The organism is Lactiplantibacillus sp. 3062, from assembly GCF_055413545.1.
The window spans coordinates 481694-508484 of the sequence record NZ_JBVAYE010000002.1; the positions used below are offsets into that span (position 1 = coordinate 481694).

Consider the following 26791-nt stretch of genomic DNA (forward strand, 5'->3'; position numbering starts at 1 on the left):
ATTGGCTGTTAATTATTTGCTTGCACCACGACTGTAATGCTTGATTTCTTGCGTGATGGCACCAATGAACATGTCAACGGCTTCGGATTCAGTCCGTTCTTCACCGTACTTCCGAACTGAAACACTCCCGTTAGCAACTTCTTGGTCACCGACAACTAACAAGTATGGAACCTTCTTCGTTTGTGATTCGCGAATCTTGTAACCCATCTTTTCGTTACGGTCATCGATACTTACCCGAACACCTTCAGCCGCCAAACGACGACGAACGGTTTCAGCGTAGGCACCGTGCGCACCATTGTTAACTGGGATGATCGTTACTTGCTTAGGTGCTAACCAGGTTGGGAAAGCACCCTTGTAAATTTCAGTTAAGTAAGCGACGAACCGTTCCATCGTTGAAACAAGACCACGGTGAATCATGACTGGACGATGTTCTTCACCATCAGCACCAACGTACTTCAAGTCAAAGCGTTCTGGTAACAAGAAGTCCAATTGGATAGTTGATAAGGTTTCTTCACCACCAAGGGCCGTCTTAGTTTGAACATCCAACTTAGGACCGTAGAAAGCAGCTTCACCTTCAGCTTCGAAGTAATCCAAGCCCATATCATCCATAGCGGACTTCAACATCTTTTGACTGCGTTCCCACATAGCGTCATCATCGAAGTACTTTTCCTTGTTTTCAGGATCACGGTAGCTCAAACGGAACCGGTAATCAGAAATGTCAAAGTCTTCGTATACTTCAACCATCAAACTCAAGATCTTTTTGAATTCTTCTTCAATTTGATCCAACGCAACGAAGGTATGACCATCGTTCAAAGTCATTTCACGAACCCGTGATAATCCAGTTAAGGCGCCAGACTTTTCGTAACGGTGCATCATGCCGAGTTCAGCGATCCGCAATGGTAATTCACGGTATGAGCGAATGTGATGGTTGTAAATCTGGATATGTGATGGGCAGTTCATTGGCCGTAATTCCAATTGTTCGCCGTCACCCATGTCCATTGGTGGGAACATGTCCTCACGGTAGTGGTCCCAGTGACCAGATTGCTTGTAAACGTCCAAGTTAGCCAAAACTGGCGTGTATACATGTTGGTAGCCATTTGCAACTTCCTTGTCGATAATGTAACGTTCGATTTGGCGACGAATCGTTGCACCATTTGGCATCCAGTAAGGCAAGCCATTCCCGACCTTAGGATCAACGAAGAATAAGTCTAATTCGTTACCAATGACCCGGTGATCACGTTCGCGGGCTTCTTGACGCCGCTTGAGGTCAGCATCTAAGTCTTTTTGCTTTAAGAAGGCCGTCCCGTAAATCCGTTGTAACATTGGATTGCTGGACTTACCTTGCCAGTATGCACCGGCAACGGATAATAACTTGAAGACCTTGACTTTCCCCGTTGAAGCTAATTGGGCACCGTCAGATAAATCAACGAAGTCCCCTTGCTTGTAAACAACGACTTGATCATTGTTGGCGGCGGCACGTTCGTTAACTAAGTCTTGTTGGTAAGGGTTGTCACCAACTAAAGCTAAAGCGTCAGCCTTTGATAAGACTTCGCGTTCGATTGGTAAATCTTGTTTGATAATTGCAGCCATCTTATCACTGATGGCTTCCAAATCATCTTCACTGACTTGTTTACCGTCTTCGTCAGGATTGTCGGTATCAAAGAAGAAACCGTTGGCATTCCCTTCACCACTCCCAAAATGAATGTTAGGGAATAATTGTTTAACCGCGTTAGCTAATACTTGGGCAGCCGTTTGCCGTAAAACATTGAGGCCGTCTTCACTATCAGCAGCGATAATTTCGATACTACCATCGGTTGTCAGTGGTTGGCGATAGTCCACGATCTGATCGTTGAACTTACCAGCAACCGACCGTTTAGCCAATGAAGGACTAATTGACTTTGCAATTGCTTCCGTCGTTACGCCGGCATCAAATTGCTTTTCAGCACCATCTGGGAACTTAACATTAATACTTGCCATATACTTGACACTCTCCTTAAAATTTACCCACTCACCAAAACACCGCGCCGGGAAGACAAAAAAGTCCCTAATGCCAGACTGAACTAGCATTAGGGACGCCATTGACGTGGTTCCACCCGATTTCTCAGTGTCATCAAAGACACTGACTCATTAGCGCTAATAACGGAAGCGTTCCGGCTCAATTGAGCATGTTCACAAAAGTGGTATCTTCGTAAACCCGGTCCAAGACTTCCAGAACAAGGTCTTGGTCTCTGCAATCCATGGTAAACAAAGCGTGTCTTTTGCATCTGTTTTCATTAAACCACTTTTAAACTAAAAGTCAACTCTTGATTTTAAGCATCGGGATTGAGTCGTCGATTACGACCGACCATCTCAATCTCACTCGCAAGGTAACGTACCCGTTGCATGATTCGCTGCGCTTTGACTGGTTCTTCATCACCCTTTTGTGAGAGCGTCAAATAACCATCTTGCAATTCTTGCATCGAAAAATTAGACGAGAAACAAGTTGGCAGTTCCTCCTGCATTCGATACTCCAGAATAACCCCGAGCACATCGTCCCGAATCCAAGTCGACGAAGCATCCGCACCGATATCATCAATCATGAGAATCGGTGCCCGTTTAATCGCATCGACCTTATCCGCCGACGTATTGTTACTAATTGAGCGCTTCATCTCGACCGCAAAACTCGGAAAATGAATCAAGGTCGTATTGAAACCCTTAGCAGCCAACGCGTTCGCCATCCCACCGAGTAAATAAGTTTTACCGACACCAAATGAGCCATAGAGATATAAGCCCCGGTGAAAACGCTTGGGCGCTTGTGTATAGGCATCAATAAAATCAAGTGCTGCCATTAATGCTGTCGCCCGGTCACCATCTTGATCATACGTCTTTAAGTCCGCCGTCTGAATATTTTTCGGCATGCTGATTGATCGAACCCGCTGTTGCAATGCGTGAGCAGCTTGCTGTTCTTGCATTTGTGGTGTTGGCTGATAAGCAATGTCAATCAAGTGATTACTCATCACTAATGTCGGCTGATACCCAGGTGCTTGAGTTGGCTCGTGCCGCGCAATTTTACGTTTCTCTTCACAAAACTCATATAATTTAGCCGCTGAACGTTCTAGCGCATCCGAAGATAATTCGTTTTGATGAGCAGCTAAAAACTGGCGAACATCTGGATCTTGGTACACAGCTGTCATTAACGCCTCATACCGATGATTCAAGTTTTTCCGATTCATTAACGTCCGGAGTGTTTCTGAGATATTCTCCATGTTTTAGTCCTCCTTTTCCGAATTTGTCTCAAGCTTTGCTAGTCGATCAGCAAGCTGTTTGCGTTGGGCAGCAGTAATTTGTTTACCGGTCTGAGCTGGTTGCTTACCACTCTCAGTCTGTTGCTGTTGTTGGGCCCACTTTGGCATAATCTCCTTACGCGCCGGCCGATTATTCTTGCGCCGTGTTGGTGTTGATTTCGGCTGTTTACGTTGCTTCAAATACATCAAAGCCGCTTCCGGCGTCGTAATGCCGTGTTGTTGCCAATCATTGGCGACTGTTTCTAGCAAATTACGATTAAGGGCAGCTAACTCCCGATTTTGCAATAAGTAGTAGATCACCATGTTGATGACGGCATTGGGTAATACCCCCCGACCAATTAAATCATGAACTAGTCGGTTCTCACCGCTCGTCACAAAACCATGTTTCTCCTGCTTCAAAGCTGATAAAAAGTCATACGGTGCTGTCTGCTTAGCATACGTCACGAGTTGCTGCTCAGCTGTTGAGAGTTGTGCTGAAGCCTTGGTATCCTTAGCGGTCGTCGTTGCAACCGGTGCTTCCGTAGCGACCTGCTGACTCGAAACTGCGGGCCGTTCATAGCGCCGCGCAATCAATAATTTCAATTGATTTTCATCAAACTGACCCGTTGTTAAACTAGCCACTTCACTGATTAACTTAGCCATCTCAATCTCACTGATGCCGTAGACCCGACTTTCCGTAATGATCAGTTGCCGTGAACTCGCAACCTGTTTGAGATCAACATAGTTCTGCTTCAAAATTTGCCCCAACAGTTGCCAGTCAAAGTCATCGTCACTGAGCACGGGCGAGTGATCCTCGGCCGGTTCATTGGCCGCCAATTGGGCGCGCACCTTTTGCACTGAAAGAGGTGGCGTCGTAACTTTTTGACTATCAACGTGAAACACATCTAAGATATTTGCCGTCACGTCTTTGGCAGCCGTCAAGTCAATCGGCTGTGCTGCAAAATCGCCAGCAAGTTGTTGATAACGTAACTCACCGACCGTATCTAACAATAGGACACTCAATAGATCATCCGCAAAGAATTGTAACGCCAGTAATGGTGCTTGTAGTTGATAAATGTACATGGCACCCAATTCATCTTGTTGATAATAGCTGCGCAACAAGCCAGTTGCTTCAAGTTTACGCCGAGCCGCTAACACCGTCGGCAAGTCCACATTTAGGATGCCAAGCAGTTCCGCGTGACTGCGTCGATTGCTCAGCTCATTCTCGCTACTCTGTAAGCTACGTAACGCCGCGTACAAGCTATATGCCAAGGGCCCCATCAGTGGCAAGTATAATTCCGCCAATACAGCTTGTTGCGCCGCACTAAGCGCTGGTGCTTGCGGGACCACTAACCCAGTTTTGGGTGTTAAGGGTTCATCATTTGGCATGTTGTTCACCATTCTTTTTCACTAATCTTTTTTTCGTTTAGGTGCGTGGGTCGTCTTCGCTGACGGTTTTGCCAGTTTGACCTTATCACGCTCCATCATATCTTGGAGCTCATTCAAGAAGACGTGCATATCCTTGAATTGCCGGTAAACACTGGCAAAACGAATGTACGAAATTTCGTCAATATCTGCCAATTGCTCCATGACATACTCACCGATAACTTGGCTTGAAATTTCATTTTCGCCCAGTGACCGGACCTTATTTTCAACATCATCAACGACGCCCGTCATGGTTTCCATGCTAACGGGTCGTTTCTCGGCCGAGCGAATAATTCCGCGCAAGACTTTTTCACGATTGAATTCTTCGCGGGCACCATTTTTCTTAATGACTAATAATGGCGTGGCTTCGACCCGTTCAAATGTTGTGAACCGGAACCCACAGTTTTCGCATTCCCGGCGCCGTCGAATCACGCGACCATCATCAGTTGGTCGACTGTCAACCACGCGGGAGCCATTATGATGACAATGTGGACATTGCATAGACTTCTCACCCCTTGTAACAACTAACAATCAGTTTTTCTTTATTTAGTAATAGTTTTCAGCCATTTTAACACGGCTGCTTTAGTTTTATCAATGTTGGCCCCGTTATCAATGACAACGTCAGCCCTTGCGACCTTCTGTGCAAGTGGCATTTGGCTGTCAATTCGTGCCTGAGCCGCCTGTTGCGATAAGTGGTTACGCGCCATCAACCGCTGCAATACTACGGCGGGTGATGCCGTCACAACCAACACTTGATCACAAACGTGTTGCCAGCCACTTTCAAATAACAACGGCACATCTAAAATAATTGCGTCTGGCTGTTGCTGGTTCGCCGCGACAATCGCTTCGAACATCGCGTACTGAATCGGTAACCGTGTAATTGCGGTTAAGGCTTGTAAAGCTTGAGCATCGTTAAAAACCAACTGGCCAAGCCATGGCCGATTCAGCCGCCCGTCTGCCAGCACTGCTTGCTGACCAAAGTGCGCCACAATCTTTTGGGTCGTCGGTTGGCCTGGTCCTTCAACCTGCCACGCGATTTTATCCGCATCAACGATTGGTAACTTAGTTGCCAGCAGCTTAGAAACAGTCGACTTACCAGTGGCAATGCCACCAGTCAATCCAATCAACTTTGTCATCTTGATCACCTACAACCGTTGTTCTAACGGGCAAAAATGGGTCCCTCGCTGTGCCACTTTGATTTTCTCAATAATTGTGCCACACCGTTCGCAAGGTTCCCCTTCACGACCATAGACGTGTAAGTGATTTTGAAACTGACCGGCTTCACCAAATGCCGTTGAAAATGAATGAACAGTGGTGCCGTGACCTTTAATTGCCATCGCCATTTCATCAATAATGTTTTGGCGCAATGTTGCAATCTCATCAGTAGTTAGTGAATTAGCAGGCCGCATTGGATGAATCTTACTCATCCATAGCGTTTCGTCCGCGTAAATATTCCCAATGCCCGCAATCTTACTTTGATCCAACAATAGTGGCTTGATCATCTTTTTCGACTTGCCAAAAGTGGCCGTCATATAAGCCAGTGTTAACTGTTCAGCAACGGGTTCCGGGCCAATTGTCCGCAATCCCGCCACCGTGTTTTCTTCACCGGTCGGCACGAGCGTCATTCGCCCGAACTTACGCGTATCGTTGTACAGCAAATCACGATCATCGGTCAGATGGAAGATCACGTGCGTGTGTTTACCTTGATCTTCACCACGCGGTACAACATTATACTTGCCTTCCATCCGCAAATGCGACACCATCGTCAGACCATTGCTAAAGCGAAACAACAAATACTTCCCCCGCCGATCAATGGTCTGGATCGTTTGGTTGGCTAAACGCTGTTTGAAACTATCGACATCATTATTAATAATTTTCGGCCAAAAAACCTCGATACTAGCAATCGTTGCCCCGCTAACCAGACGATTTAAGCCGCGACGAACAGTTTCAACTTCAGGTAATTCAGGCATGGTGGTTCCCCCTATTTTGCATCGTACCAAGTATCACCGTAGTGGCTCTCAACCTTTAACGGTACGGCTAACTGTACGGCGGAATCCATCACGCTTGGCACTAATTTTTCTAAAACTGGAATTTCTTCTTTTGGCGCTTCAAAAATCAATTCATCATGAACTTGTAACAGCATGGTTGCTTTCAAACCCGCAGCCTGTAACTTATCTTGCATCTTAATCATCGCAATCTTGATAATATCAGCCGCACTCCCTTGGATGGGGGTATTCATGGCTGTCCGTTCAGCGAATGAGCGTTGGTTGAAGCTCTTGGAATTAATATCTGGCAAGTACCGGCGTCGATGTGAAATGGTTTCCACATAACCTTGTTTTTTCGCCGTTTGGACAATTTCATCCATATACTTTTTGACACCCGGATATTCTTTGAAGTAAGCGTCAATAAAGCTGCGAGCCTGTTTACGCGTAATGCCGATATTTTGTGACAAGCCGTAATCACTAATTCCATAGACGATTCCAAAGTTAACCGCCTTGGCTTGCCGTCGAATATTTGGCGTCACCTCTTCAGCTGAGTTCAAATGAAAGATTCGCATGGCCGTTGCGGCATGAATATCATCACCCGCTTTAAAAGCGGCCTGCATATTTTCATCATCAGTAATATGCGCGAGAACCCGTAATTCAATTTGCGAATAATCAGACGAGAAAATCTGCCAACCTTCATGACTAGGAACAAAGGCTTGTCGAATCTTACGTCCTTCTTCCAAGCGCACCGGAATGTTTTGTAAGTTTGGATCAACGGACGACAACCGGCCGGTTTGGGTCAACGTTTGCAAATAGCGCGTATGCACCTTTTGATCAGCAGAATGAATGGCATCTAACAAACCGACAACGTAGGTCGATTGAATCTTCGAGATCTGACGATATTGTAAAATATTAGCGACGATTGGTGCTTCCGGTGCTAACTTTTCTAGAACGTCTACGGCGGTAGAATACCCTGTCTTGGTCTTCTTGATTACGGGTAATTTCATTTCTTCAAACAAGATGTGACCTAGTTGCTTAGGTGAATTAATATTGAACTCTTCACCGGCTTCTTGATAAATCGTCTGTTCAATTTCACTCAACCGTTCTGTAAACTGACTGCCCATGGCTTTAAGTCGACTGCTGTCGACCGTAATGCCGGCGATTTCCATCTGAGCTAAGACATTAGCCATCGGTTTTTCGATATCATCGTAAAGTTGATCCTGCTCATTGGCTGCCAATTCCTTTAATAACTGTGGCTTCAAACTAGCGATTGCGGCCAATTTCCGGGCGAGATGACTAAAGAAGACGTCATCATCTTCAGGAATAGCGCGCTTAACGCCCTTACCATAAACGGTCTCGTCACTCGGCAAGTCAGTGTACCCGTGTTGCTCAGCTAAACTTCCCAAGTCGTTACTGTTATCATTTGTATCTAATAAGTATGAAACGAGTAAAAGATCAAAATCGACTTTACCTAGCTGAATACCCAAACGATTAAGCCCGACCGTCGTGCGTTTCATATCAAAAACGTCCTTGGTAATCGTTGTGCTACTCAAGAGATCAGCCACAGTCGGTTGCATTAATAATTCCACATCCCGACTGATGTACCAGTGATCATCCGCTCCGATGGCAAAGCCAGCAAAGGCCGACGTGTGGTAGTTCGGCGTTGGCATCTCCAAATAAAAGTCCACGTGATCGGTAAATTGTTGCAATTCCGTCAGGTTAGCTTTCGTCAAGACGGTATAATCAATGGGCGTTGCTGGTTCGTCCGACTGTAGGTGTAATTTCTTCAAAAATGATTGAAAGTCCATCTTCTGATAAAACGCGGCCAGCTGGTCAAGATCCGGGCCATCATAGGATAAATCAGCCAATTGAACATCAATCGGCGCATCCCGCTTGATTGTTGCTAGCACCTTAGCCTGCGCCGCTTGTTCGCGATCCTCAATCAGATGTTCCTTCATCTTGCTCTGCTTCATGGCATCGATGTTTTCATAAATGTCTTCCATCGTACCATACTGTTTGAGTAATTTAAGGGCGGTCTTCTCACCAACCTTGGTGACACCCGGATAGTTATCCGAGGTATCACCTGTCAACCCCTTCATGTCAATAATTTGTGCCGGTGTGATGCCCAGCTTTTCTTCAACGTGCGCCGGCGTATAGTGTTCCACTTCAGAAACACCTTTAACGGTCACGGCCACCGTGGTATGCTCGGTCGTCAACTGCGTCAAATCACGGTCACCAGTGACGACCGTCGTGGTGTAGCCGGTTTGATCCGCTTGAGCGGCCAGTGTGCCAATAATGTCATCGGCTTCGTAGTCTTTTAATTCATAATGTTTGATACCATACGCGTCTAATAGCTGTTTGATATACGGCATTTGTTCAGAAAACTCACTAGGCGTCTTAGCCCGGCCACCCTTGTAATTATCGTACATGGCTGTTCGAAACGTGGTCTTACCCGCATCAAAAGCCACTAACATATCCGTGGGTTCGACTGCCTTGATCATGTGGTCAAGCATTGTATTGAAGCCATAAATGGCGTTGGTATGCAGGCCGTCTGGATTTACGAACCGTTCCAGTTGACTATGCAACGCAAAGAACGCCCGAAATGCCACACTGTTACCATCAATCAGTAATAATTTTTTTGCCATTAGTTTGCTCCCCATCTCTTAATTTAAATCATCATTTTTATGAAAATCCGTCACTCAGACCATTAATACCACTCGATTGACGGTCTGATTCGCAGCGCCTGTCAGTACAGGCTGAACGACTAATTATTTACCCTTATAATTGTACCAAACAATTAAGTAAAACGGGAGTTCGGTCCACCGAAAACCCGTGAAATAACTCATTTTCGGTAAATTAAAAGGATTATGACATCTTGGTCATAATCCTTAATAATTATCTTAATGATTAGTCGCGGCTTGAGCCACCGAAGATTTGGACGAAGTAGAGGAACAAGTTAACGAAGTCCAAGTATAATTGTAAGGCCCCAGTAACGGCCAAACCAGTCGATGAAACCTGGTCACCATATTGTAAATACATGTTGCGCATCCGGTTAGCGTCCCACATGGATAAGCCGGCGAAGATCAATACACCAATGTATGAAAAGATGTAACTAATCATGGCACTTTGTAAGAACATATTGACCAGTGAAGCGACAAACAACCCGATTAAAGCTGCAATCAAGTGCGTCCCAATACGTGAAATATCACGCTTAGTCGTCGTCCCAATCACCGCCATGGTCGCAAATACAGCTCCAGCTGCAACGAACGCACCGGTGATAACGGCACCCGTGTATAAGGACAAGGTCACTGACATTTCAACCCCAAAGATGATGGCAAAGAGCATCAGTAAGGTGAAGCTCATCGCTGGATTGCGTGTCGCGTTGACTTGAATCCCACCAATCATCACAAACATGCTGACAATGAAGATCATCAAGAAGATGAATGGGTGTTGTGAAAAGGCGGCATTAATTTGTGCTTGGAACGTGGTCATCGCTAAGTAAACGGTAAAGGCCGAAACTAACACGGCGATTGTCATAAACCCATACATTTTAGTTAGGAAACTACGGAGGCCAACTTGTGTGTTGATGGTCCGTGGTTGTGGGTCATTTTGAAAATTGTTCATAAAATCCCTCTTTCACCTAAAAATTGACTACTCGTTACTTTTTCCGAGTTAAGATTAAAAATTGAGTTTGTGCATCGTTACTAACGCGGACTGCGCTAGTAACAACACCACACTAGTTTGTCAATCATTTGCCTATGACTAGCCATCTCAATCAGTCACCTCAACTTTCTTAACTTAAGTCTATCAAATTAGTCAAAGAAGGTAAAATAGTTTGTGCCTGTGAATTTAATAAGAATTTCTTATGTTTAATTGAATCCTATTCAATCATTGTCTTTAATGGATTACCGCTACATTAGGATTTTCCGGAATGGGACACCATAAGCGTTTATAATAGAACTTCAATCGGTAGGACTTTTTGCGGGACATCCGGGGAAGATTTTTTAGGGGCGGGCGGCGTCATACATAACTTTCTAAATAAGAAGTCCCACACTAGTATTGACTTGCTAGTGTGGGACTTCTTATTATTTAATGTACAAAGCATTGATTAGTTTTAGCATGTTGGAAACTACAATAAAACACTAAATCTAGCCATTGTCTTGTTAATTGTTTTCTGAAGCAGAAATACCCTGCAAATATCGTTGTCGCAATGCAGCTACCTTAACCTCAACAACTTGATTATGATTAATCCGTGCAAAAGCTTCTGTTTCACTCATTAACCGCTTAATCAATTTATCCGAAAGTTGTTGCTTAACAGCATTCTCGGTCGCTAAGTATTTCAATCTTGGTAAGTAATACGTGACATGTTCATCTGAGCAAAGCGCTACCCCATCATCTATTAGACGATTACTTGTGACGAAATCACCACTAATTGCGTAATACTCTGCCGTATAAAAGATTAGGGTTAACAGCCGTAAGTAATCATTTGCATATCCTGATGAGCCAGCGTGCTCGACATAGTATCGTACTCTCCTGAAATAAAATTGAGCTTTCTCAGGCTCAGCTAACCGGCCATACATGACACCCAGACCGACATAAGCTAGCGGTGTGAAAATTGTTTGGTGAGCCCTATCCAAATCATCAACGATTTGCGAGAAGGAAAAACAAATATCACTGGCTGTTCCATTAACCAACGAACTTAGCATGCCACATAAATAGTAATATTGCATCCGTGAAGGTACCGCATCAATTTGCTCAACTTTCAGGTCTACCAATGATTGCAGGACTGATTGATAATCTTCCATCATCAGTCGTCGCTCAATCTCATCAAGTTGCTGTCGAATTTGGGTCACTGAATTAGCCTGGTTTTCACTTAGATCATCAACTGTCAATCCCAGACGAGCGCAGAGCTGATTTAAAATTGCTAATGCTGGTACTCGCCCACGCCGTTCAAACTTACTTAAAGTCGCCTGCGTACAAATTCCGTTTGATAATTTGACTTGTGAAATTTTTAAAGCTTTTCGCCGGGTAATAAACTTTTCAATATCCATCGCACACCACCTTGTCTCACCCGTTAGCCATGAATGCCAAGGGCAACCTTAGCAAAACGACTCATTTTATCAATTCCCCAAGCAGGTTCCCAGACCAAGTCAAGTTCACAATTCTTAACACCATCCACACTCATAATTGCTTGATTAATTTGACTTGCCAATAAATTTCCTAATGGGCACCCCATCGTCGTCAACGTCATCGTTACCGTGCAGCTACCATTATCGTCTACGTCAACACCATAGATCAAACCAAGGTTAACCATGTCAACGCCCAGTTCTGGATCAATCACCTGCTCTAACGACTTCATGACCGCGTCTTCAACGGGTGAGAGGGCCTTATCCTCGCCAAGTTCGTCTGCCATTCTGCCACACTCCTGTCTGTTTAAAACTGTTTTTAATTATACCATTGTTAGAATATACGTTAATAATCCTAATTTATAATAAAGTACGTCGCCAATATTAACGAAAAGGCGAATCAGCATGATAAAAACACTAACCGAGATACAATTTTAAATTACTACAATTATCAACCATCCTAGCTGGCACGATTATAATGGCTAACATTCATCAACAATCATTTAACCAAAAAACTCGAATCGCAATCTCGCATGCCACTCAAGTTTTATTTTAACATCAGCTTGACCAATCCCCCTTACTACCCGATTGAACCTTCCATCTCAAAGCTGATTAACCGGTTTAATTCAACAGCATATTCCATCGGTAATTGCTTCGTAAATGGTTCTACGAATCCCATGATAATCATTTCGGTTGCCTTAGCTTCTGAAATTCCTCGGCTCATCAAGTAGTAGAGCTGTTCTTCTGAGATTTTGGACACCTTAGCTTCGTGTTCCATCGCGACGTTAGCACTGTCGATTTCATTATACGGAATCGTGTTGGAAGACGACTGGTCATCCATGATGATCGTATCACACTCAACATGCGCTTTGGAACCGTCTGAATGCTTGGCAAAACGCACGGTTCCACGGTAATCAGTCGCACCACCAGTCTTAGCGATGGACTTCGAAACAATCGAACTGGAGGTATTCTTAGCATTATGAATCATCCGAGCACCAGAATCTTGGTGGATGCCATTGCTGGCAACCGCGATCGATAACATGGTCCCGCGGGCACCTTCCCCATTCAAATAAACGCTTGGGTACTTCATCGTAACCTTCGAACCTAAATTCCCATCGACCCATTCCATCGTGGCATTTTCGGCCGCTGCAGCTCGTTTAGTTTCCAGGCTATAAACATTGTCAGACCAGTTTTGAATCGTTGTATAACGGCAGTAAGCGTTGGGCTCAACATTGACTTCAACAACGGCCGCGTGCAAACTATCTGAAGAATAATTAGGGGCCGTACACCCTTCGACATAGTCGACACTGGCACCATCTTCCACGATAATCAAAGTCCGCTCAAACTGACCCGAGTTTTCAGCATTTAACCGGAAATATGACTGAATTGGCGTCTTCGTCTGGACACCCTTAGGCACGTAAATGAAGGACCCACCTGACCAGACCGCCGCGTTTAAAGCCGCAAACTTGTTATCGGTTGGTTTGACGAGTTTCCCAAACCACTTCTTGAACAGTTCTGGATAATCGTGAAGCGCCGTATCGGTATCGGTAAAAATAATACCTAACTTTTCAAAATCTTTACGCATATTGTGATAAACGACTTCAGATTCATACTGCGCCGATGAACCGGCTAAGTATTTCCGTTCAGCTTCAGGCACACCTAACCGGTCGAACGTCCGCTTCAAGTCAGCTGGGACTTCTTTCCAGTCACGGAACTTTTTATCGGTCATCTTCTGATAATACAGCATGTCCTTCAAGTCGAGTTTCGTGAGATCCGGGCCAAACTTAGGCATCGGCATCTTTAAATACTCATGATAGGCATTTAACCGATAATTCAACATCCATTGTGGCTCATGTTTTGCCGCGGAAATTTCGCGCACCGTGGCTTCCGTTAATCCTCGCCCAGTTGAATATGCTGGTTTGACATCGTCATGAAATCCATATTCATAATCACGGTCATTTTTTACCACGTCAGGTACTTCACTCATACTTCTGATTCCTCCTCATTGCCATTTTCAGCAAGCAATGCCCGTTGCAAAGCCCACCAAGCTAGCGTGGCACATTTGATTCGTGCCGGAAATTGCATAATATTCGATAAAATTGCGGCGTCTTCTAAGGCATCCATATCGGCCTGCGGGTGTTGCTTGCCAATCGCCATATCCGAAAATGTCTTAGCCATTGCCAATGCCTGTTCTTTCGACTTACCCATCACCGCATCCGTCATCATACTGGCCGATGCTTGACTGATGGTACAGCCCTCACCCGTAAATCCAATATCTTCGATTTGATCATGCGCATCCAATTGAATAGCCAAATTGATGACGTCGCCACAAGTTGGATTTTTCAACGTAATGGCATGTGTTGCGTTTGGCAACGCATTTTTATGATGCGGATGATCACCATGATCTAAAATCACTTCGCGATATAAGCCACTTAATTTAGACAGTCCCATGTTCGAAAAACTCCTTTGTTGCTTGGAGTGACGTTAATAATTGATCAGCGTCCGCTTGTGTATTGTAAATGTAAAAACTAGCCCGTGCAGTTGCTACTAAGCCGAGCGCTGCCATCAGGGGTTGTGCACAGTGATGACCCGCGCGAACGGCGACACCTTCCATATCCAACGCGGTAGCCGCGTCGTGCGGGTGCAAACCGTCGATATTAAAGGCGATGACGCCCGTATGATGTTGGGGATCTTGGGGACCGTAGACCGTGACACCAGGCATTGCAATCAACTTAGGCAATAAGTAATTGACTAATTGCTGTTCGTGTTGCTGAACTTGATCCATACCGAGTTGCGTCAAATAATCAACCGCCGCGCCCAAGCCGATCGCACCGGCAATGTTCTGAGTGCCCGCTTCAAACTTCCACGGTAGTTCCGCCCAGGTACTGTCATCACGGTGAACAAAGCCAATCATCTCACCACCAAATTGATACGGTGGCATCGTAGCTAATAAATTCTCACGACCATATAGAACGCCAATACCGGTTGGTCCTAGCATTTTATGCCCTGAAAATGCGTAAAAATCAACATCGAGTGCCTGGACATCGACCGGCATATGAGGGGCTGCTTGCGCCCCATCCGCAATCATCACGGCACCGTGTTGATGCGCCAATCGTGCTAACGCCTTGATTGGATTGACCGTTCCCAATACATTACTAGCATGGGTCACTGAAACAATTTTTGTTCGATCCGTAATCTTGTTGGCAGCATCGGCCATGTCCAATTCACCAGTCGCCGTTAACTCAATATATTTCAAGGTGGCGTGCTTACGCAATGCTAACTGTTGCCACGGAATTAAATTACTATGATGCTCCATAATGGAAATGACGATCTCATCACCCGCTTGAATATTGGCTTCGCCATAAGTACTGGCAATCAGATTGAGACTATCCGTCGTCCCTTTGGTGAAGACGATTTCATCCGTTTTTGCAGCATTGATGAACCGTTGCACCTTGGCGCGCGCAGCTTCGTATTGACTAGTGGCCCGCTCTGCTAAGGTGTGCACACCGCGATGAACATTGGCATTATCGTGTTGATAAAAGTGAACGAGCGCATCCACGACTTGGTTGGGGCGCTGCGCAGTCGCCGCATTATCCAGGTAGACAAGTCGTTCATCATTCACTTGTTGGTTTAGAATGGGAAAATCTGACCGTAACGTCTCAAAATTGGATGCCATCTTCAAGCTTCCTTTCAATCGTGTTCGTTAAGCGAGTCCGGACAGTCTTCGATGGGATCGCACCAATCACGGTACTTAAGAAGCCCCGAATAACCAACCGTTGGGCCTGTGGTTTATCAATCCCGCGACTCATCAAATAGTACATTTGATTTTGATCAATTTGACCAACACTTGCTGCATGTCCAGCTAACACGTCATTTTCATCGATCAATAGAATTGGGTTCGCGTCACCATGGGCATCATCAGACATCATCAAAACCCGATTTTCCTGTTCAGCATGTGCACCGGAGGCCCCGTGAATAATGTGACCGATTCCGTTAAAAATCAGGTTAGACTTTTCCATAATGACCCCACGTTGTACGATATTGCCGTCAGTCTTCTTACCACGGTTAGTGACCCGCGTATTAACACAGACATCCTGGGCCTTGGTCGTCACTGTGATGACCTTGGCATCGGATTTGGCGCCTTCACCGATCAGTTCCGAGTCAAAGTCCCCGAAAGTGTTACCGTTATTCATCATCCCGATAGCCCAATCGACTTTGGCTCCCCGACTGATCGCGGCCCGCCGATTCAAATAAGCAGTCGTGTTGGCCCCGAGTTCATCGAACGCTGAAAAATGCACTTCACTGTCAGCCCGTGCCAAAATTTCTACAACACAGTTGGCGATATTATCGACGTCACCCTTCGTTGTCAGGTGCTGAGTTACTGCGAAATGACTGTCTTGTTCAGCCACAATCAAGACGTGACTAATTAACGGTTGCACTCGGGTACTATCCTGAATCGTGGTGATCTCAATTGGTTCTTTGACAATAACCCCTTTAGGAACATATAGGAAGACCCCGGCGTTCAAAAACGCGGTATGGTAGCTGGTCAACCGGTCCTCGTCAGTTTTGACGACTTTGCCCATAAAATGTTTTTCAGTTAGCTGTGGATGTTCGCGAAAAGCCGTGAACATATCGGTCAAAATGACACCCTGATCATCTAGTTCATCAGGCAAATTGACGGTCACCGTTGTCTGCCCAACTTGTACGATTTGGATATGACCAGCTTCAGCCGTTACATCAGTTGCTAAAGTTCGATCCGAACGACTGAACTTTAGTGGTTGGTCGGTGGGCGTCAGTGGCCAGTCGCGAATACTAAAGCGATCAGCTTTGGGAACCGCTAGGCCTTGCATCGCATCTAAAGCCGCTAAACGGCGTTCAACGAGCCAGTGCGGTTCACCATGTTCGTTAGCAGCCGCAGCTAGCGTTGTTTTGATAGTTTCATAATCAGCAGTTGCTTCCATTACTGCCACCCCCTAATCTTCGTCGTCAACAAGTTTGACATCAATGTTCAAATCGTCACGTAAACCAGCATAACCTTCTTTTTCAAGGGTCTTTGCTAAGTCGGCGTTACCAGTCTTCACGATTCGACCACCCATCATCACGTGAACGACATCGGGCACAATGTAGTTTAACAGCCGTTGATAATGCGTGATAATCAATGAGCCGAAATTATCGCCCCGCATCGAATTAACACCCTTAGAAACCACTTGTAACGCATCGATATCAAGCCCGGAATCAATTTCGTCCAATAAGGCGAATGATGGCTTGATCATCAATAATTGCAAAATTTCGTTACGCTTCTTTTCACCACCGGAGAAACCTTCGTTTAGGTAACGTTCCGTCATGGATTCGCTCATATTAAGTAGTGCCAAGTTCTTGTCGAGTTCTTTAAGAAAGGCCATCACTGAGATTTGATCATCAGCTGGTCGACGTGCGTTCATTGCTGCCCGTAAAAATTCAGCGTTGGTGACCCCTTGAATTTCAGCTGGATACTGCATGCCGAGGAAGAGTCCCTTACGTGCACGTTCATCAACTGGCATGTTTACGATACTTTCGCCGTTCAACAAGATATCACCCTGAGTAACGTGATAAGCCGGTTGGCCCATAATAGTTTGTGATAAAGTGGACTTACCAGTCCCATTTGGTCCCATAATGGCATGAATTTCACCAGTTTTCATAGATAAATTGACGCCTTTTAAAATCTCACGAGACTTTTTTTGCTCATCATCCGTCACTTCAACGTGTAAATCTTTAACTTCCAAGGTTGCCATTTAAATCATCCTCCAACAATTGAATTTATTACCCAAGCCGTTATTCCTTCCGTATATAATGATTAGTCAACGGCTTCAACAAAAATAGCGTAACATCGGCCTTTTTGTATTCTATACTTAGAGTATAACCGTTTTCATTTCAAAAGAAAATAAGGCTTTTCCCCATATTAATAAAAGCCCTTTCATGCTATGATGTAGGTATAATATTTTTGATGAATTATTCACTATTGGAATATTCAGAAAGGACTGAGCCTTATGCTAAGTCAATCCGTTACTAATACATCACAACTACATATTCAACAATTCACAGGTTTGGATAATCAGACCGTTCAACGATTGCACAGCTTAGGGCTACATGTCGGCAGTCCGCTGGCCGTTGTCCGCTACTATCCGTTTCACGGACCAGTAATTGTTCAGATTGATCAACAACGGATTGGGATTCGGTACACCGTATTTCAAACGTTGATTGGAGGCCATTAAGATGACGACGGTTGCATTGCTCGGAAATCCCAATACTGGTAAGACCACGCTATTCAATGAACTGACGGATAAATACGCGTACGTCGGTAACTGGACCGGCGTGACCGTTGAGAAGAAGATGGGCCGGATTCGGCACTCTGAAGTTGAAATGGTCGATTTACCCGGAGTCTATTCACTTAATCCAATCACCAAAGATGAAGCAGTCGTCACCAACTATCTGCTACATAACCACCCTGATCTAATTCTGAACGTGACCAACGCGAGTCAGCTCAAGCGTAACTTACTACTGTCGATCGAAGTGTTGGAATTTGGCGCACCGGTGATTATCGCACTCAACATGATTGATGACCTCAAACGGACGGGCCATTATTATGATTTTGACACGCTAGCTGAACAACTTGGCTGTCAGATCAAAGCGACTAACGCCCGCAATAAAGAAGGGCTGCATCAGCTACGCGAAGACTTATTGGCAGGTCCCCATCCGGCCGCGACACCGCTCAAACTCAACTATCCTTTCATGATTGAGCAAGCCATTCGTCAGGCTAGCCAACAGCTCATCAAAAAATTTGATTTGACAGCAGACTTCGCACGGTGGCTGACGATTCAATTTATTAATCAAAATAAGCCAATTCGAGCCTACGCGAAACACATGGGATTGACACCACTCACTAGTCAAGCCGCTTATTACGACGCTCAAAAATTCGACGAGCAGATCTTCCAAACCCGACTAGACTTTATTGAGCAAACCTTAGCCAGCGCTAGTCAAAACTTGGCAAGCACCAGCCACGTCGAGATGACTGCTAAAATCGACAAGTGGGTCACCAATCCGTTCTTAGGGCTACCCGTCTTCGTGGGAATCTTCTACTTGATGTTCAAATTATCCTTTGATTGGGTCGGCACGCCCCTGTCAGATTTGTTAGATAGCTTCGTCTCCGGACCACTATCCACCACCGTGAGTCACTGGTTGACCATGGCTGGAGCCATCCCGGTCTTGCGCTCACTGATTGTTAACGGCCTAATTGCAGGGGTCGGTGGCGTGCTCGTCTTTATTCCCCAAATTTTTGTCTTGTTTGCCTGTATTTCAATCTTGGAAGATTCAGGTTACATGGCACGAGCAGCACTAGTTACGGACCGCTTGATGCAGATGATTGGACTCAACGGGAAGGCATTTATCCCCCTAATTATTGGATTTGGATGCAACGTCACTGGTATTATGGCCGCCCGGACAATTGAACAACCTAAAGAACGCTTAATTACAACGCTGATTTCCCCATTTATGAGTTGCTCCGCCCGTCTGCCAATCTACAGCCTATTTGTGGCCGCTTTTTTCCCGAAAAATCAGGCCCTAATTGTCTTGTCGATTTACTTTCTTGGCATTGCGGTCGCCCTCGGTATGGCTAAATTTTATCAACTGATTTTCAACGTCGATGATAGTTCCGTCTTCATCGTTGAGTTACCACAGTATCATATTCCCCGGGCTGACATTATTTGGCGTGGCACCTGGGATAAGGGTAAAGGGTTCATCAAAAAGGCAGGTACTATCATTTTTGCCGGTACGGTCTTGATTTGGTTACTTTCCTCATTCGGCACTAGCGGCTTAGTCAGCGACATCGACAACAGCTTTGCCGCGACACTTGGCAAAACACTATTACCGCTGTTCGCGCCACTCGGTGTGACTGCTTGGCAAGTTATCTCAGCCCTCTTTACTGGGATTCTAGCCAAAGAAGTCATCAGCTCTAGTATGATGGTAATGTTCCACAGCGCAAATCAGGCCGGCTTGATTGCCATGATGGGGCGCTTTTTCACACCGTTATCCGCATACGCGATGCTCGTCTTCATCTTGCTATATGTCCCGTGCTTCGCCACGATTGGGACCATCAAGTCCGAGACTGGATCGACCAAGTGGGCTGTTTACGCCGTCTGCTCGAGTTTGGTCATTGCTTACACCTTGGCCTTCGTCATTTACCAAGTTGGTCAATTATTTATCTGAAAGGAGTTTGATTCACATGGCATTATTCGTTAATTTCTTAATTATCGCACTAATTATTGGGGCTGCTGGCTATCAGATTTATCGCGTGGTCAAACGTGCTAAAAAGGGCAAATGTGCGGCCTGCGACTATGATTGTGAAGCTAAGAAAATGTTAAACAAAGCCCAGAAGCAACAAAACTAAGACTACTGCACCTGCCTCACTAACCACGTGGTTAATCCTTAGAAATCATACACACTAATAAAACACCAATGACGGAGATTCTAGTGAATTATCCTCATTGGTGCTTTATTTATCGACTGCATAAGTTCCATTAAAACTTGTAAGGTCAAAATAGGTCGCACAACTGTTGTCTAGCAATAATCTAACATCTCTCATAGGGTTTCATCTTGGATGCTAACGCCGGTTTACGCTAAATCAATTTAAAGACGGACTAAAAAAGCGGCCCTGCTGGGGCCGCTTTTTTAAGAATTATTTCATTTGGTCTTCATAAATTTTTTCGTACTTTTGAATGTCACCAGCACCCATAAAGACAGCGACGGCATTGTGGTAAGCCGTTAAAGCAGACATGTCATCGGTCGTGATAATTTCACCACCATTGGGTAACTTAGCAGCTAAGTCTTTGGAGGAAACATCACCAGATTTTTCACGGGCAGAACTGAAGATATTGGTCAAAAAGACGTGATCTGCCTTGCTTAAGCTGGCTGCAAAGCCATCCATCAATGCTTTCGTCCGTGAGAACGTATGTGGTTGGAATACGGCCAAGATTTCCTTATCCGGATACTTTTGGCGTGCAGCATCCAATGTTGCTTTAATTTCTGATGGATGATGTGCGTAGTCGTCGATCATGACCATATCGCCAACTTGATGTTCTGAGAAACGTCGTTTAACCCCACTAAAGTCGAGGAGTTCCCGCCGAATTTCGTCCAAGTTCACCTTTTCAAAGTAAGAAACCGCAATGACAGCCGTGCTGTTTAAGACATTGTGTTCACCAAACAATGGGATTTCAAATTCCCCTAACGATTCATCGTGATACTTCACTTCAAATGAAGACCCCTTAGTCGTTCGTTTGATATTAACCGCTTGAAAGTCGTCACGGTCATTCGTCCCGTAATAGTAAATTGGGGTATCAACATCGAGGTGTCGTAAACTTTCATCGTCACCCCAAGCAAAGATGCCCTTCTTCACTTGATTGCCAAATTGTTGGAAAGCGGATTGAACGTCAGCTAAATCCTTGTAGTAATCAGGATGGTCAAAGTCAACGTTCGTCATGATGGCATAATCGGGATGGTAAGCAACGAAGTGCCGCCGATATTCATCCGCTTCAAAAACGAAGAAACGCGCGTCAGGGGTGCCTTTACCGGTCCCATCACCAATCAAGTAACTGGTGGGAGCGATATGACTCAAAACGTGGGACAACAAACCAGTTGTCGACGTCTTCCCGTGAGTCCCGGCCACACCAATACTCGTGAAGCCTTCCATTAATTTTCCAAGAAATTCATGATAGCGATAAACGGGCAACCCCATTTCACGCGCCTTTTTGATTTCAGGATGGTCATCAGTAAATGAGTTCCCCGCAATCACTGTGAGGCCTTCGCGAATGTTATCTTCGGAAAACGGTAGCATCTTAATGCCAGCTGCAGCTAGACCTTTTTGCGTAAACGTATATTGTTCAATATCTGAGCCTTCAACTTGGTAACCCTTGTCATGTAAAATCAAGGCTAGTGAGCTCATCCCAGAGCCCTTGATCCCAACAAAATAATAAACCGTTGCTTTATCCATTATGCTAATAATCTCCCATATTCACAATTCATCAATCATGAGGTGAATCGCTTTATTTTTAATTATGAATTGGCTTGTAATTTAGTTAAATCTGCCGCTGTGAAATAAACATCTCGTGGTTTGGAACCCTTAGCTGCTGAAACGTAGCCGCGACTTTCCAAATCATCAATAATATTGGCCGCCCGATTATAGCCAATCGAGAAGTTTCGTTGCAACTTCGATGTCGACATGGTATCTTCATCAGCAATGTAAGCCAATGCTTCAGGCATCAAGTCATCTTCATTGCGTGCTGCTTCCTCGTGCTTCACTAGGCTGTCTGGTTGAAATTCATAGTGCGGTGCTGCCTGATCACGGACAAACTGAGTGATACTGTCGATCTCACTGTCCACGAACGTCCCCTGCAACCGAATCGGTGCGGGTTGACCGTTGCCAAGATACAACATATCACCGCGTCCCAACAGACGTTCCGCCCCACTCGCGTCCAGAATCGTCCGCGAATCGATCTGGCTGGCAACCATGAAGGCCACCCGCGTTGGGATATTATTCTTGATCAAACCAGTGACCACATCAACACTTGGCCGCTGAGTCGCAACTAATAAATGAATCCCTGCCGCACGGGCTTTCTGGGTGATTCGGGCAATGTAATCCTGGACCTCACTAGAAGCAACCATCATCAAATCAGCTAATTCGTCGATTACAATCACGATATACGGCATTTTTAGAGCCGGCTCGTCATGTTCGTCGGCCAGTTTGTTGAATTGCTCAATGTTCCGGGCACCACCAGCGGCAAGTTTATCATACCGGTTGTCCATTTCATCAACGACCCATTTCAGCGCTGCCGAAGCGGCTTTGGGTTCTGAAATCACGGGTGCTAATAAATGTGGAATCTCGTTGTATGGTGCTAGTTCTACGGCCTTCGGATCAATTAACAACAATTTAACTTGTTGTGGGTTCGCTTTGTACAGAATCGAAACCAAGATACTATTGATGAAGACTGATTTTCCAGAACCCGTAGCCCCCGCAATCAAACCGTGCGGCATCTTCCGCAGGTCAGTGACTTGTGGTTGCCCGAATAAATCGACACCGAGTGCGACCGTCAATGGTGACTTACTGTCGCGGAATTTGTCAGAATCTAAAACTTCAGACAGCATCACCGGCCGCGATTTCGCATTTGGAATTTCAATCCCAATCGTATTACGGCCAGGGATCGGCGCTTCAATTCGAATATCTTTTGCAGCCAAGGCCAATTTCAAATCATCATTTAAGTTGGTAATCTTGCTGACCTTGACGCCACGAGCAGGTTTTACTTGGAACTGAGTCACAGTTGGTCCAATCGTCCAATCGACAACGTTGGCATTGACACCAAATGCGTCCAGAGATTCATCTAACGCACTGGCCTTCTGCTCGATCCAATCATCCATCTCAGATTCATTGGCCACGATCGGTGCTTTCAACAGATTCAGCGGTGGCAAATGATAAGCCGCTAATTCTTTATCCTCAAGGACGGGGGCCGCTGAACCGCCACTATGAACTAACTCAGGTTGTGAAGCCACTGCAGATGTCTCTGACAAAGCGGGACTAGTTGTAACTGCAGAAGTAGCCGCCTGTGACGGTGCCATAGTCACACTAGTCGCTTCCCCACTTTCTTGTGAAGGGACCGTGGATGATGCCACAACGCTGACTGGCGTGGCCGTTGCTGACGTCACAGCAGGACTTGTGCTAGTTGGCCGCATGCCAACCGGTTGATAAGGTTCTTCGTTAACGTGTGAACGAGTCTGCGCAGTACTTGACTGTGGTGCTGCAGAAGCCGCCGTTGTTGGCTGATCCTTAAATAACGCTAAGTCCGCCTGGGCATCGTGCTCAGCGGTCATAATATCCCCTAAGGATAGTCCTAGCCCATGTGCTGACTTGGGTGTCGCACTAGTCGCAGCAGATTCTATTTTATCATGATCAGCAGCCGCATTAACAGTTGCAGCAGATTCAGCAAGCGCGGGATCAGTTGGTTCAAACACTTCTGTCGGCCCTGCCGATACTGCCAAACTTACCGCGCTAGGCGCATTTATGGCGGCCGCCGACGCTGCTAAGCTTGGGTCAGTGGGCTCAAATACTTCCGTGGGGCCTACCGATATTGCCGAACTTACCGCGCTAGGCGCATTTATGGCGGCTGCCGACGCTGCTAAACTTGGGTCAGTGGGCTCAAATACTTCCGTGGGAGCCGTCACTACCACTGAATCATCGGTTTTAGGCGTATTAATTGCCGCAGCCGACACAGCTAATTCAGGAGTGGTAGGTTCAAACACTTCCGTTGGTCGCACAACCGTCGCCGAAGCTGCGGACACCGTGGAATCACTGCCGGTCTGTGACGTGTTAGCCACGACCGTTTGAGCAGCCACGCTCGATGCTGCCTGACTAGTTACCGTTGTCGGGTCAACACTTGAAGCCATCTTCCGTTCCGCTTGACTAAGAACTGCCGAATCACTCGGGTGTTCAACTTGACTCGTGTCCGTCCCACTATCAGAAAGCGGTTGTTGCAAATCAACAGCCGGTAAATCATTAGCTGCTGCATCCGCAAACAATAAGAAGGTCTCGGGCCGCTTATGCAAGCTCGCTTCAATTTCTAAATAATTACGGTCATCGTGATCCTGAATGATACCGCCATTTGTCAGCGCCGCACTAAGCTGGGCTGGTACCCGGGATGGGTGAAAAGTCCCATGGGTGCCACCGTTAAAGAGGGTCGCACTAGTTGCAGCACTGCTACTCGAAGTAGTTGCCTGACTCGTCACCTGCTTGGCGCTAGTTTGACTGGCTGGCCGTTTTGGCGCCGCACTAGGTGCACCAGCAGTCGATTGTGGACTAGCCGATGCCGCTACAGGAGTTGATTGACTGGCCGCTGAATTATTCACTTGTGGTTTGTTAAATCGATATTTCCGGAAAAATGCCGGGCCATCATAATGGTTCATTTTCAATCATCCTAGTTTTTAATATCTGCAAATTAAGCGGTAAATAACGTCTGAGCGCGTTTGAAATCAAATGGCGCACCCACTGGCTGATAATCGGCGGGCAAAATCAAAGCCCCTGGCCGTTGTGGCGCGTTCGGTAATTGTAATTCTCGGCCTGAAACAATCATGCCATCACTCTCAACGCCCCGTAATTCGCCCGGCCAAATAATTAAGCCACTGGGCATCATTGCACCGACCTTGGCAACAACAACCAAAATATCCGCCTGCATATTAGGTGAACCACTCACGATTTGAAGTGGTTGATCCAAACCAACATTCGTCTTGGTAATCTGTAAATGATCAGACTTCGGATGTGCTTCGGCTGATTCCACATAGCCGACCACAAACTTAGGGTCAGTGTCTAAAACTAATTCAGGTTCAAAATCATTGGTTTTTAATAAATTATTTAATTGCTCAACTTGTTCGGCCGTTAAGTGAACTTGACCATTGGCATCTAAGTCGCCTAACGTCTTGGAAACGTCAAAGAAATTATAGCCCAAGGTTTCCCCACTGTCAGCATCGCTAATACGCGTCACATTGGCATGTGTTTCAATCGTTTGGGTGGCCGCATCTGGTCGTAAAATGGTGATTAACGTGTCACCTAATTCGGATGGATTATAACTTGTAATTAACATGTGAAACCCCTTTACTCTCATTTTAGCGTTCAACACTATATTATAGCGTATTTTACTTAAATCATACTGATTAATTATGACTTTTCTTTGTATTCTCGTCAATCATTGGTATACTAAATTTAAATAAAACATTTCCTAGTCAAGTTAGCTGAAAGGAGACGCAACATCATGAATAAACAATTACAATATGGCGGCTTGTTAGCGGTTGGGATGGCTGGTATCGCCGGGGGCTTTTCCGTTGGCGGCCTGTTCAAGCGGTTGCGCCGCCCCACCCCTAACCAAATTCTTAGCCAAGTCAAGCGCGCGTTTTTGAAGGAAGCACCGATTGAAGGCTCGTGGATTGAAATGAAAAAATCCCCATTACAAAAGTTCGCATTGCGCACGGATGTCTACTATGGCGGCATTACCCGCTATGAAGATGGTCAGCTGGTACAGTACGAGTTTTTGGCCGATGCCAATACTGGTAGTATTTTAGACATTTACCGGCTTTAATAACTCACAATTGACTATCCGCATCAAAAATCAAAAATGAGCTTCTGGAATTAAAATTCTGGAAGCTCATTTTTGATGTTTCCGACAATTACACTCAATTAAAAAACAGCGATCGCCGACGCGTTTCGCTGTTCTCATTCAGTCTATTTTGCTGGGAAAGTTGCAATAATCTTATAAATTGGGCCCGCCGCACTGAACTTCTGTTCATATTCAGTCTCGACGTTATCCTCAGGTGTGGCAACTGCATGCAAGTCTAACCAAACTTGTTCAAATTGCATCCCAAAGTTATTCATGCTCGTTAATGAAAATTCGAATAGCCCCCGGTTATCAGTCTTAAATTCGATCTGACCGTTGGGTTTTAAGACTTCCCGGTAACTGCTCAAAAACGACTTGTAGGTCAAACGCCGCTTTTCATGACGCGACTTCGGCCACGGATCAGAGAAGTTCAGATATAAGCGATCAACTTCATGGGGTTCGAAAAAGGCAGTCACCGCTTGACCGTCCGCATGTGCCAATTGCAGGTTAGGCAACGGGGCCTCGACTAGCTTTTTCAAAATAATCGCAATCACCGAGGTCTGAATTTCAATGGCAACGTAATTTATCTCAGGATGACGCTTAGCCATTTCAATGATGAACTGGCCCTTTCCACTCCCCACTTCAATCTGGAGTGGCTGGGGTTTGGCAAAACGGCTTTGCCAGCGGCCTTTTAGCTGAGTTGGATCTTCGGTAATAAGTTCGGGATGGGCGGCAATTAACTTTGGCGCCCACGGTTTATTTCTGACACGCATCTTGATTGACTCCTTCTTCATTTGCTTACTCAACAAAATCGCCGCGAATTCCATCTG

At 45.7% G+C, this 26791-nt stretch carries 23 protein-coding genes; 4 read left to right on the plus strand and 19 right to left on the minus strand.

All coding sequences use genetic code 11. The features are described from left to right. Nucleotides 1-12 precede the first annotated feature (12 nt). The 15 genes from thrS to sufC all read right to left on the minus strand — a co-directional run bounded on the left by thrS (nucleotide 13) and on the right by sufC (nucleotide 17570). On the minus strand, nucleotides 13-1977 hold the full coding sequence (gene thrS / locus ACWQAU_RS05325) for a threonine--tRNA ligase (RefSeq protein WP_003644287.1): 1965 nt from the start codon (nucleotides 1975-1977) through the stop codon (nucleotides 13-15). 332 nt (nucleotides 1978-2309) lie between these two features. Beyond that, nucleotides 2310-3245 (minus strand): primosomal protein DnaI, encoded by a 936-nt coding sequence (gene dnaI / locus ACWQAU_RS05330; protein ID WP_003644286.1) that lies wholly within the window; start codon nucleotides 3243-3245, stop codon nucleotides 2310-2312. 3 nt (nucleotides 3246-3248) lie between these two features. Beyond that, nucleotides 3249-4652: a replication initiation and membrane attachment family protein gene (locus tag ACWQAU_RS05335; protein WP_027822060.1), complete on the minus strand. Its 1404-nt coding sequence runs from the start codon at nucleotides 4650-4652 to the stop codon at nucleotides 3249-3251. A gap of 21 nt (nucleotides 4653-4673) precedes the next feature. Then, nucleotides 4674-5189: a transcriptional regulator NrdR gene (gene nrdR, locus ACWQAU_RS05340; protein WP_003640274.1), complete on the minus strand. Its 516-nt coding sequence runs from the start codon at nucleotides 5187-5189 to the stop codon at nucleotides 4674-4676. A gap of 41 nt (nucleotides 5190-5230) precedes the next feature. Next, nucleotides 5231-5824 carry a dephospho-CoA kinase gene (coaE, locus tag ACWQAU_RS05345; RefSeq protein WP_011101452.1) on the minus strand — a complete coding sequence of 198 codons (594 nt, stop codon included), beginning with the start codon at nucleotides 5822-5824 and terminating at the stop codon, nucleotides 5231-5233. Between the two features lie 9 nt (nucleotides 5825-5833). After that, nucleotides 5834-6658, minus strand: a complete 825-nt coding sequence (mutM, locus tag ACWQAU_RS05350; RefSeq protein ID WP_003640272.1) for a bifunctional DNA-formamidopyrimidine glycosylase/DNA-(apurinic or apyrimidinic site) lyase — start codon at nucleotides 6656-6658, stop codon at nucleotides 5834-5836. A gap of 11 nt (nucleotides 6659-6669) precedes the next feature. Then, entirely contained in the window at nucleotides 6670-9318 is a 2649-nt protein-coding gene (polA, locus tag ACWQAU_RS05355; RefSeq protein ID WP_027822061.1) for a DNA polymerase I, read from the minus strand. 262 nt (nucleotides 9319-9580) lie between these two features. After that, nucleotides 9581-10297 carry a Bax inhibitor-1/YccA family protein gene (locus ACWQAU_RS05360; protein ID WP_003640270.1) on the minus strand — a complete coding sequence of 239 codons (717 nt, stop codon included), beginning with the start codon at nucleotides 10295-10297 and terminating at the stop codon, nucleotides 9581-9583. 539 nt (nucleotides 10298-10836) lie between these two features. Further along, on the minus strand, nucleotides 10837-11724 hold the full coding sequence (locus ACWQAU_RS05365; protein ID WP_027822062.1) for a helix-turn-helix domain-containing protein: 888 nt from the start codon (nucleotides 11722-11724) through the stop codon (nucleotides 10837-10839). A gap of 23 nt (nucleotides 11725-11747) precedes the next feature. Then, nucleotides 11748-12086, minus strand: coding sequence for a metal-sulfur cluster assembly factor (locus tag ACWQAU_RS05370; RefSeq protein ID WP_003640268.1), 339 nt, complete (start codon nucleotides 12084-12086; stop codon nucleotides 11748-11750). A 293-nt stretch (nucleotides 12087-12379) separates the two neighbouring features. After that, entirely contained in the window at nucleotides 12380-13786 is a 1407-nt protein-coding gene (gene sufB, locus ACWQAU_RS05375) for a Fe-S cluster assembly protein SufB (RefSeq protein ID WP_027822063.1), read from the minus strand. Further along, entirely contained in the window at nucleotides 13783-14250 is a 468-nt protein-coding gene (gene sufU / locus ACWQAU_RS05380) for a Fe-S cluster assembly sulfur transfer protein SufU (protein ID WP_003640266.1), read from the minus strand. The genes sufB and sufU overlap by 4 nt, the downstream gene beginning before the upstream one ends. After that, nucleotides 14237-15475 (minus strand): cysteine desulfurase, encoded by a 1239-nt coding sequence (locus ACWQAU_RS05385; protein WP_003645198.1) that lies wholly within the window; start codon nucleotides 15473-15475, stop codon nucleotides 14237-14239. Before ACWQAU_RS05385 ends, sufU begins: the two co-directional genes overlap by 14 nt. Next, nucleotides 15459-16760: a Fe-S cluster assembly protein SufD gene (gene sufD, locus ACWQAU_RS05390; RefSeq protein WP_027822064.1), complete on the minus strand. Its 1302-nt coding sequence runs from the start codon at nucleotides 16758-16760 to the stop codon at nucleotides 15459-15461. Before sufD ends, ACWQAU_RS05385 begins: the two co-directional genes overlap by 17 nt. A gap of 12 nt (nucleotides 16761-16772) precedes the next feature. Beyond that, nucleotides 16773-17570: a Fe-S cluster assembly ATPase SufC gene (gene sufC / locus ACWQAU_RS05395; RefSeq protein ID WP_003640263.1), complete on the minus strand. Its 798-nt coding sequence runs from the start codon at nucleotides 17568-17570 to the stop codon at nucleotides 16773-16775. Between the two features lie 255 nt (nucleotides 17571-17825). Here sufC and ACWQAU_RS05400 point away from each other — a divergent pair, with 255 nt between their 5' ends. From ACWQAU_RS05400 to ACWQAU_RS05410, 3 genes are read left to right on the plus strand one after another with little or no spacing between them, the layout of a single operon-like run. Then, nucleotides 17826-18050, plus strand: a complete 225-nt coding sequence (locus ACWQAU_RS05400; RefSeq protein WP_003640262.1) for a FeoA family protein — start codon at nucleotides 17826-17828, stop codon at nucleotides 18048-18050. Nucleotide 18051: 1 nt separating this feature from the next. Continuing rightward, nucleotides 18052-20040, plus strand: coding sequence for a ferrous iron transport protein B (gene feoB, locus ACWQAU_RS05405; RefSeq protein WP_003640261.1), 1989 nt, complete (start codon nucleotides 18052-18054; stop codon nucleotides 20038-20040). A 16-nt stretch (nucleotides 20041-20056) separates the two neighbouring features. After that, a complete protein-coding gene (locus ACWQAU_RS05410) occupies nucleotides 20057-20221 on the plus strand; it encodes a FeoB-associated Cys-rich membrane protein (RefSeq protein WP_003640260.1) in 165 nt (54 codons plus the stop codon). Nucleotides 20222-20509: 288 nt separating this feature from the next. Here the strand turns inward: ACWQAU_RS05410 and murC are convergent, their stop codons facing one another. From murC to ytpR, 3 genes are all read right to left on the minus strand, one after another. Next, a complete protein-coding gene (gene murC, locus ACWQAU_RS05415; protein ID WP_003640259.1) occupies nucleotides 20510-21820 on the minus strand; it encodes a UDP-N-acetylmuramate--L-alanine ligase in 1311 nt (436 codons plus the stop codon). Between the two features lie 62 nt (nucleotides 21821-21882). After that, the gene (locus ACWQAU_RS05420) at nucleotides 21883-24780 is read right to left on the minus strand and encodes a DNA translocase FtsK (protein ID WP_027822065.1); all 2898 of its coding nucleotides are present in this window, start codon (nucleotides 24778-24780) and stop codon (nucleotides 21883-21885) included. A gap of 32 nt (nucleotides 24781-24812) precedes the next feature. Then, nucleotides 24813-25454, minus strand: a complete 642-nt coding sequence (gene ytpR / locus ACWQAU_RS05425; protein WP_013355484.1) for a YtpR family tRNA-binding protein — start codon at nucleotides 25452-25454, stop codon at nucleotides 24813-24815. A gap of 168 nt (nucleotides 25455-25622) precedes the next feature. Here ytpR and ACWQAU_RS05430 point away from each other — a divergent pair, with 168 nt between their 5' ends. Beyond that, nucleotides 25623-25946, plus strand: a complete 324-nt coding sequence (locus tag ACWQAU_RS05430) for a PepSY domain-containing protein (RefSeq protein ID WP_003640256.1) — start codon at nucleotides 25623-25625, stop codon at nucleotides 25944-25946. 143 nt (nucleotides 25947-26089) lie between these two features. On the opposite strand, the gene trmB is transcribed toward ACWQAU_RS05430, so the two are convergent. Then, on the minus strand, nucleotides 26090-26734 hold the full coding sequence (gene trmB, locus ACWQAU_RS05435) for a tRNA (guanosine(46)-N7)-methyltransferase TrmB (RefSeq protein ID WP_003644279.1): 645 nt from the start codon (nucleotides 26732-26734) through the stop codon (nucleotides 26090-26092). Nucleotides 26735-26791 lie beyond the last annotated feature (57 nt).

Coding starts and splice junctions, on each gene's coding strand:
- thrS (WP_003644287.1), bottom strand. CDS start 1,977: ATGGCAAGTATTAATGTTAAGTTCCCAGATGGTGCTGAAAAGCAATTT.
- dnaI (WP_003644286.1), bottom strand. CDS start 3,245: ATGGAGAATATCTCAGAAACACTCCGGACGTTAATGAATCGGAAAAAC.
- ACWQAU_RS05335 (WP_027822060.1), bottom strand. CDS start 4,652: ATGCCAAATGATGAACCCTTAACACCCAAAACTGGGTTAGTGGTCCCG.
- nrdR (WP_003640274.1), bottom strand. CDS start 5,189: ATGCAATGTCCACATTGTCATCATAATGGCTCCCGCGTGGTTGACAGT.
- coaE (WP_011101452.1), bottom strand. CDS start 5,824: ATGACAAAGTTGATTGGATTGACTGGTGGCATTGCCACTGGTAAGTCG.
- mutM (WP_003640272.1), bottom strand. CDS start 6,658: ATGCCTGAATTACCTGAAGTTGAAACTGTTCGTCGCGGCTTAAATCGT.
- polA (WP_027822061.1), bottom strand. CDS start 9,318: ATGGCAAAAAAATTATTACTGATTGATGGTAACAGTGTGGCATTTCGG.
- ACWQAU_RS05360 (WP_003640270.1), bottom strand. CDS start 10,297: ATGAACAATTTTCAAAATGACCCACAACCACGGACCATCAACACACAA.
- ACWQAU_RS05365 (WP_027822062.1), bottom strand. CDS start 11,724: ATGGATATTGAAAAGTTTATTACCCGGCGAAAAGCTTTAAAAATTTCA.
- ACWQAU_RS05370 (WP_003640268.1), bottom strand. CDS start 12,086: ATGGCAGACGAACTTGGCGAGGATAAGGCCCTCTCACCCGTTGAAGAC.
- sufB (WP_027822063.1), bottom strand. CDS start 13,786: ATGAGTGAAGTACCTGACGTGGTAAAAAATGACCGTGATTATGAATAT.
- sufU (WP_003640266.1), bottom strand. CDS start 14,250: ATGGGACTGTCTAAATTAAGTGGCTTATATCGCGAAGTGATTTTAGAT.
- ACWQAU_RS05385 (WP_003645198.1), bottom strand. CDS start 15,475: ATGGCATCCAATTTTGAGACGTTACGGTCAGATTTTCCCATTCTAAAC.
- sufD (WP_027822064.1), bottom strand. CDS start 16,760: ATGGAAGCAACTGCTGATTATGAAACTATCAAAACAACGCTAGCTGCG.
- sufC (WP_003640263.1), bottom strand. CDS start 17,570: ATGGCAACCTTGGAAGTTAAAGATTTACACGTTGAAGTGACGGATGAT.
- ACWQAU_RS05400 (WP_003640262.1), top strand. CDS start 17,826: ATGCTAAGTCAATCCGTTACTAATACATCACAACTACATATTCAACAA.
- feoB (WP_003640261.1), top strand. CDS start 18,052: ATGACGACGGTTGCATTGCTCGGAAATCCCAATACTGGTAAGACCACG.
- ACWQAU_RS05410 (WP_003640260.1), top strand. CDS start 20,057: ATGGCATTATTCGTTAATTTCTTAATTATCGCACTAATTATTGGGGCT.
- murC (WP_003640259.1), bottom strand. CDS start 21,820: ATGGATAAAGCAACGGTTTATTATTTTGTTGGGATCAAGGGCTCTGGG.
- ACWQAU_RS05420 (WP_027822065.1), bottom strand. CDS start 24,780: ATGAACCATTATGATGGCCCGGCATTTTTCCGGAAATATCGATTTAAC.
- ytpR (WP_013355484.1), bottom strand. CDS start 25,454: ATGTTAATTACAAGTTATAATCCATCCGAATTAGGTGACACGTTAATC.
- ACWQAU_RS05430 (WP_003640256.1), top strand. CDS start 25,623: ATGAATAAACAATTACAATATGGCGGCTTGTTAGCGGTTGGGATGGCT.
- trmB (WP_003644279.1), bottom strand. CDS start 26,734: ATGCGTGTCAGAAATAAACCGTGGGCGCCAAAGTTAATTGCCGCCCAT.